The 14,150-nt window shown below is 47.6% G+C and carries 8 protein-coding genes; 5 read left to right on the plus strand and 3 right to left on the minus strand.

The genetic code is table 11. The annotated features are described in order from the left end of the window. Positions 1-112 precede the first annotated feature (112 nt). The 4 genes from RQP50_RS24160 to RQP50_RS24175 all read left to right on the plus strand — a co-directional run bounded on the left by RQP50_RS24160 (position 113) and on the right by RQP50_RS24175 (position 5,037). Positions 113-802, plus strand: coding sequence for a hypothetical protein (locus RQP50_RS24160; protein WP_315746998.1), 690 nt, complete (start codon positions 113-115; stop codon positions 800-802). Between the two features lie 79 nt (positions 803-881). Beyond that, on the plus strand, positions 882-2,369 hold the full coding sequence (locus RQP50_RS24165; protein ID WP_021255398.1) for a glycosyltransferase family 39 protein: 1,488 nt from the start codon (positions 882-884) through the stop codon (positions 2,367-2,369). Positions 2,370-2,475: 106 nt separating this feature from the next. Next, complete coding sequence (locus RQP50_RS24170) at positions 2,476-3,882, plus strand: erythromycin esterase family protein (RefSeq protein WP_315746999.1); 1,407 nt, start codon at positions 2,476-2,478, stop codon at positions 3,880-3,882. A gap of 204 nt (positions 3,883-4,086) precedes the next feature. Next, positions 4,087-5,037: a helix-turn-helix transcriptional regulator gene (locus RQP50_RS24175; protein WP_315747000.1), complete on the plus strand. Its 951-nt coding sequence runs from the start codon at positions 4,087-4,089 to the stop codon at positions 5,035-5,037. A 244-nt stretch (positions 5,038-5,281) separates the two neighbouring features. Here RQP50_RS24175 and RQP50_RS24180 read toward each other — a convergent pair whose 3' ends face one another. From RQP50_RS24180 to RQP50_RS24190, 3 genes are all read right to left on the minus strand, one after another. Then, a complete protein-coding gene (locus RQP50_RS24180) occupies positions 5,282-7,612 on the minus strand; it encodes a S9 family peptidase (protein ID WP_315747001.1) in 2,331 nt (776 codons plus the stop codon). A gap of 182 nt (positions 7,613-7,794) precedes the next feature. After that, positions 7,795-10,143: a S9 family peptidase gene (locus tag RQP50_RS24185; RefSeq protein WP_315747002.1), complete on the minus strand. Its 2,349-nt coding sequence runs from the start codon at positions 10,141-10,143 to the stop codon at positions 7,795-7,797. 183 nt (positions 10,144-10,326) lie between these two features. Further along, a complete protein-coding gene (locus tag RQP50_RS24190) occupies positions 10,327-11,778 on the minus strand; it encodes an esterase-like activity of phytase family protein (RefSeq protein WP_315747003.1) in 1,452 nt (483 codons plus the stop codon). A gap of 413 nt (positions 11,779-12,191) precedes the next feature. Between RQP50_RS24190 and htpG the strand changes: the two genes are divergently transcribed. Next, on the plus strand, positions 12,192-14,069 hold the full coding sequence (htpG, locus tag RQP50_RS24195) for a molecular chaperone HtpG (RefSeq protein ID WP_028531964.1): 1,878 nt from the start codon (positions 12,192-12,194) through the stop codon (positions 14,067-14,069). The last annotated feature ends 81 nt before the right edge of the window (positions 14,070-14,150 follow it).

A 14,150-nucleotide genomic window follows, 5' to 3' on the forward strand; every position in this document is an offset into this window, starting at 1 on the left:
GTTGCTGAGCAGTAGAGAAATCTAGAGAAATTCGAGATTGTTAAGCAAAATAGGGCTAAATACAGGGCTATAGATGATTTTAGTAGAATTCAGGAGGAATGGGAGACATATAATGAAGAAAGGCTCTTTTTTAAAAGTAGTAGGCGGAATCTTTTTATTTTTCCAAATCAGCTTTATCCTCTCGTTCCTTCTTAACTTGTCACAGCTTCACGAGATCGAGGATTGGTCCGGGAAATTGTTGTATTCTATATTCGTATTCGGCATTCCAGGAATTTGTCTGTTCCGCAAGGGCAAGCAGCGAAGGACAAAAGCCGAAATCGAGCTGCAGCTTCGTCAGCGGGGCATATTACTGCCTGCCAAGAAGCTATGGAGAGCCAGCAATTTCATGCGAGGCTTGGGCTGGATGATGATGTTATTCGTAGAGCTTGTGTTGCTGGGAAATATGATGATCTGGTCGGATATGCAGGATGAAGTAGAGATGCTGTTTGTTTTTGTATTATTACTGGGTGTTCCGGGTGCTCTTCTCGTGTGGGCAAGCACGAAGCTAGATCGCAGTGCGGATGAAAAAGCTATGGTAGAACAGTATCGGGTACAATTGGTGAATGAGATGACCGATCTCGCTGAATGGGACGATAACTTTAAACCTTACGAACGTGCGGCCGCAAATTCAGCTGCTGCCAACAAGCCGATGCTCCCAAAAGTAGTCGACTGCACGGGTTGTGGTGCTCAGATTAAGGTGCAGCCTGATTCTGTAGCAGCTTGTGAGTATTGTGGCTCCATGATGGCATACGATGCAGTGTAATATTATGGAGCTACTATGATTCAGAAATGATGGTACAATGAATGGGTTCATTTTATAAATAGGTGGGATATCCTTGGAGATGTCGTTACGCAAAGCGCGGATATGCAAGACACCGCTGCTTTTTATTTTGCTTTCATTTCTGTGCATCATTCTTTTTTACATGTGTGGCGTCTTCATGGGCTACAGCCCAGATATGCTTATCCAAGTCCCATTCATTATGGCAGGTTATACAGCTTTTGTATTTATTTTGGCCTATCTAGCTTATCGGCATTTGCATGAGGAACGGGCATTTATCCTTTTTATCGCATGCTTAGCCTTCTGTATCCGGTTTATGTGGGTGCTTGTCGTTGATACGAAGCCGATGTCTGATTTTCAAATCATGTACGATGCCGCAGTGAAAATGTCGGTAGGGGATTTCTCGTATAAGTACAGCGATTATTTCCAGGCATGGACCTATCAATTAGGCTTCACGATGTATCAGGCGCTGATGATTAAGATATTCGGCACAAGCTTGCTGCCCTTGAAAATCATAAATGCACTCTGGTGCGCAGGCATCACGGTGTTGGTATATAAAATTGGACGGAATCTATTCCATGAATTTGCGGCGAAGTTCGCTGGCATCACTTACTGCTTCTTCATTCCCAGCATTGTAATGAGCTCGGTATTGACGAATCAGCATTTGGCGACGTTTCTGTTCTATCTCGGGTTTTACCTTTTGCTCCAAAAACGAACGCCCAACTGGAGAGTAAGCATGGTAATAGCGGTGGTGTTGTCACTTGGCAATCTCATACGTCCATTGGGCATTGTGATCCTATTAAGTATCCTGTTTTATGCCGTTATTTATTTAATCGTGCTGAAGAAGGAGTCTATCAAGAAAGTGATCGGCTTCCTTGTTATTTTCATGACGACCTATTTTGCTGTCTTCTACCTGGTTAGCTTCATTGCGGTAGGAACGGGAATCTCGAATACGGCATTAGAGAACCATGATCCGATGTGGAAATTTGTATTGGGCTTCAATCGTGGGACAGAGGGGGCCTATTCGGAAGAGGACTTTAAAACAGTGTCGCAATATCCGTTAGGAGAAGAGCGAACGCGTATTGAGAAGGAAATGGTGTGGGAGCGCCTGTCCAATGTTGGAGAGCTGTCGAATCTCTTCCTAAGTAAAATTCGGCTTATGTGGGGCGAGGTTGATGCGTTATTCTGGAGCCTGAATACGAACAGCGTGAGCAGTCTATTCGGTTTGATTCATACGTATTCGTATGTCAGTTACTTTGTCATTATCTTACTGCTGTTCTTAGCCGTTGATCTTCTTATTCTGCGCAGGGATACCGAACATAAGTATCTGTTCCTCATTCTATTAATTCTCGGCTATATGGGTGTGCATCTGTTCATTGAAGTGCAGCAGCGGTACCGATACTTCATTATGCCATCGATGATTATCATTGAAGGGTATGGTGCTTATGCGCTCGTTGTCGTCATGTCCCAGTGGAAGGAGCGCATCCCATTCCGCCGGCTGCTGCGACTGCGCGTGAAGGATGCACGACAAGAAGTCGCCGAGGAAGCGTGACCTTGCTTTTTTAAACCAAACTTAAACGTGAGCCATCCTTGCCCTTAACCTTCTCGATTTATGCTGTTTATGCAAGACAACAAAGACATAACCAGAAGGTGAAACAATGATAGGATGGAAGCGAACACTGATTATGGGGGCGGCAGTCTGCATGATTGCCTGCACCTCAATCGCCAACAGCGCAGCAGCAAGCAGCATTGAAGCAGGTGAGGCGGACATGGCAATCAGCCAAGCGTGGAAGCAGTGGGTCAAGGAGCATGCGAAGCCGGTTGCCATTCATGATGAGAGCCATGGAAAGGAACAGGAAACGAAGGAACGATTTCAGGATCTTCAGTTTCTGAAGCCGTTATTGCAGCATAGGCGAATGGTCAGTCTAGGAGAAGCGTCACATGGTGCATCGGAATACAATTCGGCGAAGGTTCGGCTGGTTCAGTTTTTGCATGAACAGCTCGGGTATGATGTACTCGCGTTTGAATCGAATCTGGGCGAGACATCGGCTGCGTTTGCGGAGATTGGCAAGCGCACACCTACAGATATGATAAAGAGTTCGATCTTTGGTGTATGGCAGGTGGAGGAGAACTTGCCATTATTCGAGTATATCGCGCAGCAGAGCAAGACGGCACGGCCGCTTATTCTGACAGGGATTGATGTACAGGGTACTACGGAACCGTTCATTGCATTTGTGGAGAAATGGTTCGCCCAAGTCGACAAGAGCAAAGCGGTATCGTTCGCGCAAACGGAACGATGGTATTTGAAGGTGCATGCCTACAAGGATATGGAGCCATTCAAGCGGGAGCAATCGCTGCTGATTGCGAAGTATCAAGTATTCCAGACGTTCGTGAAGGAGAACAAGACGAAGCTGCAGGCTGTTCACCCTGAGCAACCAGAGCTCGTTCCCATTATGGAGCGTGTGCTGCAGAATCGCATCGATATGCTGGAGACGTACTGTGAACGAATGGTGAAGCTATTCGCTGGGATTGAGCCTGAGCAGCAGATGAAGGAAGCCAGCTATATTCGGGATGAGCAAATGGCGAGCAATGCGGCATGGCTTGCCGAGCGGCTGTATCCCGATAAGAAGATCATCGTATGGGGGCATAATTACCATGTTCGAAAGCATAATTCGACGATGGTAACCGAGCATAATGGCTTTGGCTTCGACAATCACCCTTATCCGACAATGGGGGAGATGCTGCCATTCTCGCTGCGGAAGGACAATTATGTGATCGGATTGTATGCCTATCAAGGAAGCTCCAGCAAGAATAGCAAGGATACCGAGCGCATCACGCTGCCGCATAATGAAGGAAGCATAGAAGCGGTGCTTAGAGCAGGAGGCCACCCTACTCAGTTCTTGGATCTCACACAGGCGAAGCTTGAACCGGGTACATCATGGATGTTCACTCCTCGTATTGCTAAAGCGTGGGGCGTACTTGAGGAGACGATGGTCGTTCGGGATCAGTATGATGGTCTATTGTTCGTGGATACGATCCATCCATCACGACGGATGGCACAATAATATAGGTTGAATAGGGCTGCATACGGGATGCGGCTCTTTTTTTGTGTATGCTGGAGGAGGATTCCCGCCTGCTGATTTCGCCCTTTCAATTGCACATTCGGTATCGCCTGTTTGGTCAATCATGATATGATAGAAGAGAATGGTTTCCAAGCTAACCCAGATTGGATTGGGAACGGGATCAGAGTGGAAGAGGAGGGGAAACCGATGATGCTCGAGCGTCGAGAGTTGCAGCAGAAGCCCATGCCACAGGATGTCCAATTTTATCGCGCTGAGAGCGAGATCGGAACACCGCTGCCTTTTAAAATATATCGTTGGAACCATGCGGGTGGCAGCATACGTGATCATACGCATGACTATTTTCAAATCTGGTATGTCGTGAAGGGCGAGTTCATGCATACGATCAATAATCACACGTATCGGATGGTGAAGGGCAATATTTTTGTAATCCCACCATACGCCGTTCATCGGGTGACATTAGTGGCCGGTCAAGGAATTGACATTATTGGACTTGAGTTTCTCCCGCATTTTATTGACGAGCAGTATCAGCCGCATAATGGAAGCAGAGGGAGGTTCGACTACTCCTATCTGGAACAGTTCATGCTGGATGAGGAACATGTGACCCCGAAGGTGGCATTGTCGGGAGCGACTGATCTTGAGGTATCGAAGATTCTAAATGATATGCTGGACGAATATCAGCAGGCTAATCGTTATTACGAACTGGTACTCAAGGCGGATCTGCTGAAGCTGATGACGATGCTTGTGCGAGAGATGGATCGACAGCGTAATCCCGATGACGTGGATGAACGATTGGGCAAATTCAAGGAATTGATGACGGCCGCGATTCATTACATACATGAGCACTATAATGAAGAGCTGCGCCTAGAGATGATCTGCCGCAAGTTTAATATTTCGAAGACATACTTCTGTGATTTATTTAAACGATTTACCGGTAAGACGTATAATGATTACTTGGTCGATATTCGGATTCACAAGGCGGCCGCGATGCTGCTTGATACCGATATGTCGGTAACGGATATATGCTTCCAAGTGGGCTTTAATGATGTTCCGTACTTTTCCCGAGTTTTTAAGCGCAAGACGGGGGTTACGCCAAGTCATTTCAAGAAGAATGCCTTGTCCGTGTGGCAGCATAGCTAGATGAACTCAGGAGATGTCTATGGCAGGCTCAAACTGTAACCTCTTGCCTTCCGTAGATGAGGGACCAGCATGTAAGGAGAGAAATAGCTCCAAGTGAGTAATGAGCAGTTATTGCTGCATCGTATGCAGAGATATTGATAGCGAAAATAAAAAGAAAGATCGGGTTCAGCATATCAGAGACATCTGACTGCTGAACCCGATCTTTTTTACGTTGTTGTTGGCGAATATGGCCCGACGAATCTAATCAATGTTTCAGATGTGTATCCAAAAACTTCACCATGGCATTGTAGAATTCGATGCGGTTTTCCTCATTGTTGAAGCCGTGGCCTTCGTTGTCCTTCACCATATATTCGACGTCAACGCCTCTCTTCTTGAGGGCTTCGACGATTTGATCGGATTCGGCTTTGTTCACGCGCGGATCGTTGGCGCCCTGCGCAACTAAGAGCGGCGTTGTGATTTTGTCCGCATGGAATACAGGAGATACGGACTTCAGCATGTCTTTGTCCTTCTCCGGATGGCCGATGCGCTCATAGAACATGTTGCGGTTCGCTTCCCAATAAGGAGGCAATGTATCAAGCAGGGTGAAGATGTTGGATACCCCGACATAATCGACGGCTGCTGCATACATGTCCGGCGTAAACGTAATGCCGGCTAGTGTCGCATATCCGCCGAAGGATGCACCGTAAATGCCGACGCGCTTCGGATCGGCGATGCCTTGCTTGATTGCCCATTGTACGCCATCCGTGATGTCATTTTGAATATTGCGGCCCCACTGCTTGTTGCCGGCGTCGATGAATGCTTTTCCGTAACCCGTAGAGGAGCGGAAATTAACCTGCAGCACGGCATAGCCGCGATTAGCCAGCAGCTGAGCTTCCGTATTGAAGCCCCACATGTCGCGGGTCCATGGACCGCCATGCGGATTGACGATCAGAGGGAGGTTCTCCGGTGTCTTATTCTTCGGCAGCGTTAAGTAGCCATGAATCGTCATGCCGTCTCTGCTCTTATAGGAGATCGGGTGCATGTCTGCCATCTGCTCTGGATTGAGCCAGTCACTCAGGTTGGCGAGCAGCGTCAATTGATCCGTTGTGGAATCATAGTAATAATACTTGCCCTGCACTTTGTCAGTGGATAGGCTGACGATGAGCTTGGTCTTGTCTTCATTGTAGTCGTTGATGCCGATTTCGCTTTCTGTTGCCTGCAGCTTGTGCTGAAGTTTTTTGTGCAAAGCCTCGAATGATTCATCAAAATATTTCACATGTACTTTATCCGTTATATATGCAGTCATGAGCAGTTTATCCTGCTTATGGTCATACACCGCTCCTGCCAGATCGACGTCCGGATGGGAGTAGATCAGCTGCTCATTGCCCTGAAGGTCGTACTTGACGAGCGCGGACTTGTCGCGACCTTTGTTGGATACAGCATAGATCGTCTTATTGTCCTTAGAGAAGCCGAGCGGGCTAACATTGTCGCCGCCTGATGTCGTAATGAATGGCTTGAATTCGTCTTGCTCTGTTGCCCGGTACAATACGACGCCCTCGATGCCGTCTGAAGCAACGGCAAGGCGAATTTTGCCGTCATGGTCGGCAATCCACTCTTGAATGTCGCCAGGATTTTTCGCGACCAGCTTCGTTTCGCCTGTCTTGATGTTCAGCTTGTACACGTCGAATGCCTTGGCGTCTTCCTTGTTCATGGAGACGAGAATCTCGTCCTTAACGCCGGACAGTGCACTGACTACGCCGACTCGAACCTTATCGAATGGCGTTAATTCCTTCTCTTCATTGCCGTTGAACGCTGCGGAGTACAGGTGGAAGTTCTCGTCCCCGCCCTTGTCCTTCAAGTAGAGGATATGATCGCCTTTCCAGAAGAAGCCGGAAATATCACGATCCTTGGAGCTCGTTACGCGCACTGGCTCGCTGGAACCGTCCATCTTCTGTACGAAGACATTCGAGCGATTTTCCCACGGTGCTGCATAGGAAATATAATTGCCATCCGGAGACAGCTGATAGGAGAAGCTTCCAGGGTTGCGCATGAAATCCTCGACGGAAATTTGCGGCACGCCCTTATTGTCGATGCCGGAACGGCTCAGCTTCACAACGTTCTCAAGTGCGGATGCAGCCTCGCGCAGAGTTGCTGCGTTATTCTCATGCAGTTTCCCATCGGGGAATCCCTTGAGCAAGCCCAGCGTCTTAGCGCGTTCCGCATAATCGGTCAAGCTCTTCTCGTCTTGCTCTTTGCCAAGCGCACGAACGAGGATGCGGGCAATCTCGCCGCGTTTAATCGGCGCATCAAGAGAGGTGAAGTCCCCATCAGCTACCAAGCCTGCATTCTTAGCAGCCTTCATTGGCTCGATTCCGTGTTGGTACGTGAGTGACAGGACAGCAAGGCGGACGAATTCGTCAACGGAAACCGTAGACGTCAGCTTTGCATGTTCATCCAAAATTCCTTTGGACGTAAGCGCCTGAATCCCATTCTGGTACCAAGTGGCAGCTTCGGCCGGCTTCTGCGCCATGACGGACGTCGGCAGCGATGCTGCAAGCACGGCCGCGAGTGATGCAGCAATCCATTTCTTTTTCAATGACATGAACCCCTTTGTATATGCTCATAATTTTAATTACTTCAAGTATATACGTAAATATTGGGATTACAGGATTCATGTAAAATATAACAGTTCAAGAAATATATTGTTCTTACACATCGCCATACATACAAAAAAAAGGGCCCTTTCTCATGGAAAAGAGCCCTTTTATGGATTGGAAGCTATTTTGTTAAATGGGTATCCAAGAACTTCACCATGGCATTGTAGAATTCAATTCGATTCTCTTCGTTGTGGAAGCCATGGCCCTCGTTGTCCTTCACCATATACTCTACATTAATGCCTCTCTTCTTGAGTGCTTCAACCATTTGATCAGATTCAGCTTTATTTACGCGCGGATCATTGGCCCCTTGTGCGACGAAGAGCGGTGTAATGATCTTATCTGCATGGAACACAGGGGATACTTCCTTAAGCAGCTCCTTATCCTTCTCTGGATGCCCAATCCGTGCATAGAACATATTGCGGTTCGCTTCCCAATACGGCGGCAGCGTATTCAGCAGGGTGAAGATGTTGGACACGCCTACATAGTCGACGGCTGCTGCATACAGATCCGGCGTGAAGGTTATGCCGGCCAGCGTTGCGTATCCTCCGAATGATGCGCCATAAATGCCGATGCGGCTTGGATCTGCAATGCCTTGCTTGATTGCCCATTTCACGCCGTCCGTAATGTCATTTTGAATATCGCGTCCCCACTGCTTGTCGCCAGCATCGATGAATGCTTTGCCATAACCTGTTGAGGATCGGAAGTTAACTTGCAGCACGGCATAGCCGCGGTTAGCGAGCAGCTGAACCTCGGGATTGAAGCCCCACTCATCGCGAGCCCAAGGCCCGCCGTGAGGATTCACGATAAGCGGGAGCTGTTCGGGCTGCTTATTTTTGGGCAGTGTCAAATAGCCGTAGATCGTTAAGCCATCTCTGCTCTTATAGGAGATTGGATGCATATCGGCAAGCTGATCCGTTGTAAGCCAGTCGCTCAAGGCAGCAAGGAGCGTCAGCTTATCCGTCGTTGAATCATAGTAGTAGTATTTTCCCTGCACCTTGTCATTCGACAGACTGACGATGAATTTCGTTCTTGCGTCGTTGTAATCATTGATTTGGATTTCGCTTTCCGTTGCCTGCAATTTATGTTGCAGCTTTTTGTTCAGAGCTTCGAAGTCCGCATCGAAGTAATAATTATGCTTCTTGTCTGTGATATAGGTAGCCATGAGCAGCTTATCTTGCTTGTCGTCATATACTGCACGATCTAAGTCGACCTCAGGATGGGAGTAGAGTAGCTGCTCCTTGCCCTGCAGGTCGTATTTGAGCAGCGCAGTTTTATCGCGGCCCTTGTTCGATATCGCATAAATGTTCTTGTTGTCCTTCGTGAAGCCAAGCGGGTAGACGGTTTCACCTGTATCCGTTGTGATGAAAGGCTTAAATTCTGCGTCCTCTGAATCGCGATAGAGCACTGATCCTTCAATGCCATCCGTAGCAACAGCCATGCGGATGGCGCCATTGTGATCGGCAAGCCAAGATTGGATATTGCCAGGGTTTTTCGCTACAAGCTTGGTAGCCCCTGTCTTCACGTTCAATTTATAGACATCGAATGCTCTCGCGTTATCCTTGTTCATCGTAATGAGTATTTCGTCCTTCACATTGGACAGTGTGCTGACTACCCCGACGCGAACCTTATCGAATGGAGTGAGATCCTTCTCCGCATTGCCGTTGAATGCTGCCGAATATAAGTGGTAGTTTTCATCTCCGCCTTTGTCCTTTAAGTACAGGATGTGATCGCCCTTCCAGAAGAACCCCGCAATATCGCGATCCTTGGAGCTAGTGATGCGTGCAGGCTCGCTCGAGCCATCCATCTTCTTCACGAATACATTCGTCCGGTTCTCCCAAGCTGCCGCATAAGAAATGTAGTTGCCGTCCGCAGACAACTGATACGAGAAGTTGCCAGGGTTGCGCATGAAATCCTCGACGGAAATGAGCGGTACACCCTTGTTGTCGATTTGAGCTAGACGGAGCTTGCGCAGGTTGCGAAGTGCAGAGGCGGCTTCCCTGATAGTCGCGTCTTTATTTTCATGAAGGCTGCCGTCTGGATAGCCAGTAAGTAAGCCAAGAGATTTAGCACGCAGCGTATATTCGGTTAATGTCTTCTCGCCGCGTTCCTCTGTGCCAAGTTCATAGGCGCGAATGAGGATACGGGCAAGCTCCCCGCGCGTAATCGGTGCGTCGAGAGAGGAGAATTCCTCAGCGTCGACCCAGCCTTCATTCGCAGCTGCCTTCATTGGATCGATTCCATGCTGGTAGGTGAGCGATAGTGCGGCATAGCGGATGAAGTCCTTTACCGGGATTGTGGACGTTGGTTTTGTCTGCTCGGGAAGAATTCCTCTGGAGACGAGCGCCTGAATCCCTTCTGTATACCATGATGAGGCGGCAGTAGAAGTAGACTTCTGTTGCGCCATGACAGTCAGCGGAAGCGATGCAGCGAGCACAGCAGCAAGTGTGGCGGATATGACTTTCTTTCTCATGAATTGAATAACCTCCTTATATGTACAGACCCATATATGTATATGATGAAGCTTTTTATTTAGTATTTGGATCAATTGTATGTATTAGGTAGGTTATATGGAATCGTGTGAAATATACGCGAACACCCCGGATAGACGCTGACTGCTGACGTCCGTTCCAGGGTGCTGCAAGTAGGTGTGAAGTTATTGGATGGAGTAAGGAAGCTTGAATGTCCACAGTTCAGTGCCGTTGTCGGACGAGCTGCTGTCCACACCGAAGTCGTTATCATTGACGATTACGAGTTTGTTGCCGTCTACGAGGGATACACCTTCAATTTTCTCATACGGATATTTGAATTCAACTGCATCCAATACAGTGCGCTTCGCAAGCGGCAGAATGCTGTTGGATTTCAGATCAGCAAGAGACATTTGCTCCAGTGTCTTGCCAGACTTCTCGTCGTCATACTTGCCAAGAATATTCGTTGCTGTCGTGAGATCGACCGCATAAATGCGCTTCAATTGAGCTTTATCGCCTGCATTTTTGTCACGTTCGTCAATCAGCAGCGTATTCTCGTTGATGGCTACCACGTCCGAGATGACAATGTCTGCTTGATCCAGACCGGTGAACTGCTTGGCATCCTCTGTCACATATACATATTCAGCCACTGGCTGCAATGTCGCAAGATCGAACTTGATGATGCGTAGTTGACGCGAGTTGTCTGTAGACTTGTCTGGATTGCGCAGCGGGCTTTGCATAGACATGAACATGTACTTGCCGTCTGGCGTAATACCGACGCCTTCAGCACCGCGATTTTGGCGAAGCTTATTGTATACGGATGGAAGAACTTCTCTAGCTGGTACAAGCGGTGTAGAGACTTGTGCAGCCCATCCTTTTGGAACAATGCGCTCAATAATCGTACCGTCGCGCTTCACATGAACGATGGAAGGGCCGTATTCATCCGAGATCCAGAACGTGTCATCCTTTGCGTTATAAGCAAGACCCTCGATATCGAGTCCGTATGGATCGTAGGCTAGGCCTTTTTCCCCTTTGGCATCGAATGGTGCTTCATCTCGACCTTTACTATTCGGAAGTCCGGTAATATGAGCATTTCCCGTTGTCGGATTTTTACCATTCACCTTGAGTGGGATTTGCTCCAATATTTTAATTTCATCTTTATCGATTTGAATCTTGTATAAGCTAGGCGTATAGCTTGCTAACGGGAACGTCCGGCGAGTTTTGCCGCCAACCTCAACTTGGCCGTTCGGGCCACGGTCAGCAGTGGAGTAGAACACATTGTCAGGATCGCCAGGCACATGAGTCAAGGATGAACCAATGCCCATCTTAATTCCTTCAGCTAGATCCGCTGCATTGAGCTTGTACTTGCCAGTCAACTCAGGCTTGTCCGTCAACGCAACACTGCCTCTGAATTCATCCCAATCTACATATTTGCCTGTTACTTCACTAAGTGCGCGAAGAGGCATATACAGACGGGAGTCGATTTCTACAGCCGGCGAAGCAGGCGTAACCGTTTGCCCGTTGCTCGTGTACGTAACGTGAGATGCCGGTACGCTTTCGGCAGCTTGTACCGAAGTAATTCCTGTTCCAGCAGTCAATGTCAATGCGGTTGCTAGCGCGATCATAGCTTTCTTTTTCATTTGTCATGTCCCTCCATAAGACGAATCTATAAAATGTGCATTCTTGTCTGTTCACCTGGATTATAGCAACCGCTTGTTAAGGTTATGTGATGGAAGGGTTAAGGAGATGTAATGGAAAACTTGAGAGTTTGTAAATAGAGGGGCATACAAATAAAAACGGAAATCGGGAGGTAAAGTCTAGCGATAGGCTTGTATGCTTCTAGCATCATTATCTGCTCGATATAAGAGTAAAAATTTATATCAGAAAATCCCAATTTTGAACGTAATATAGTTGACAGTAAAAAATAGACTAGGTACACTATTACTATATTGTTAGCACTCTGTGTAGTGGAGTGCTAATCCATTACTTACTTTAATGATAATGACTACGTGTAAGTAATGACAAGAAAAGATATGAGAGGGGATTTTTATTCATGGCTAAGAAGCAATTCAAAGCAGAATCCAAGCGTTTGTTGGAAATGATGATCAACTCGATCTACACGCAGCGGGAAATCTTCCTTAGAGAGCTCATCTCCAATGCGAGCGACGCGATCGACAAAATGTACTATAAAGCTTTGTCTGATGACAATGTGGTGTTCAATAAAGAAGATTATTTCATTAAAGTATCGGTTGATAAAGAGAACCGTACGTTGACAATAGCCGATACAGGGATCGGGATGACGAAGGAAGAACTAGAGAACAACCTCGGCGTTATCGCGAAGAGCGGCTCCCTCGCCTTCAAGACGGAGAATGAAGCGAAGGATGGCCATAACATTATTGGCCAATTCGGTGTAGGCTTCTATTCCGCATTCATGGTTGCTGATGTCGTGACGGTAATTAGTAAGGCGTTCGGCAGTGACGAAGCGTTCAAATGGGAATCGAAGGGTGTAGACGGTTACACGATAGAGCCTAGCGAGAAGGATGTGCCGGGTACGGTTATCACATTGAAGATCAAGCCAAACACGGAAGATGATCAATATGACGAGTATTTGGATGAATACCGTCTGAAGTCGATCGTGAAGAAATATTCGGACTTCATCCGTTACCCGATCAAGATGGATGTGACGAAGCATCGTCCGAAGGAAGACGACGATAAGGAATTCGAAGCGTATCAAGAAGAAGAAACAGTGAACAGCATGGTTCCGATCTGGCGCAAAAATAAGAATGAGCTGACGACAGAAGACTATGAGAACTTCTACAGTGAGAAGCGTTATGGCTTCGACAAGCCGCTGAAGCATATTCATATCAGCGCTGACGGCGCTGTTGTATATAATGCGATCTTGTACATTCCAGAGAATACGCCATTCGACTATTATACGAAGGAATATGAGAAGGGGCTTGAGCTGTACTCGAACGGCGTGTTGATCATGAACAAATGCGCAGAACTGCTCCCAGACTACTTCAGCTTCGTGAAAGGGATGGTCGATTCCGAGGATCTGTCCTTGAACATCTCACGCGAAATGCTGCAGCATGACCGCCAGTTGAGCTTGATCGCGAAGAATATCAAGAACAAGATTAAGAGCCAGCTGCAATCCTTGATGAAGGACGAAAGAGAGAAGTACGAGCAGTTCTTCCAATCGTTCGGCAGACAGTTGAAGTATGGTGTGTACAGCGACTATGGCATGAACAAGGATGTGCTGCAAGACCTGATCATGTTCTACTCCTCCAAGGAGAAGAAGTTGGTATCGCTGGATGAGTACGTAGAAAGAATGCCAGAAGATCAGAAATACATTTACTACGCAGTTGGCGAATCGATCGAACGCATCGAGAAGCTGCCGCAAACTGAGCTTGTGTTGGATAAGGGCTATGAGATTCTGTACTTCACAGACGACATTGATGAGTTCGCGATTAAGATGCTCATGAAGTACAAGGAGAAGGAATTCAAGAACGTATCGAGCGGCGATCTCGGCATCGAGTCCGATGGCGATGACAAGTCTGCTGACGAACAAGACGAGAACAAGGAACTGTTCGAGGCGATGAAGGACATCTTGAAGGATAAGGTGAAGAGCGTTAAAGCCTCGAAGCGCTTGAAGTCCCATCCAGTATGCTTGTCTGCAGAAGGCGAAGTATCCATCGAGATGGAAAAAGTGTTGAATGCGATGCCGAACAACCAAGCGGTGAAAGCCGATAAGGTGCTCGAAATCAACGTGAACCACGAAGTGTTCCAATCTCTGAAGAATGCTCATGCATCCGATGAAGAGAAGCTGAGCCTGTATACGAACCTGCTGTACAGCCAAGCGCTCTTGATTGAAGGCTTGCCGCTGCAGGATCCAGTGGAGTTCACGAACGATATGTGCAAGATAATGGTGTAACGAAGAGGTTCTCTTCGATACAATGAAAGAAATCATGATGGAAGATAACCCGCTGTCGGCCCAAGCGCTGGCAGCGGGTTT

This window comes from Paenibacillus suaedae, assembly GCF_032337355.1.
In the GTDB taxonomy this organism is placed as follows: Bacteria; Bacillota; Bacilli; order Paenibacillales; family Paenibacillaceae; genus Paenibacillus_B; species Paenibacillus_B suaedae.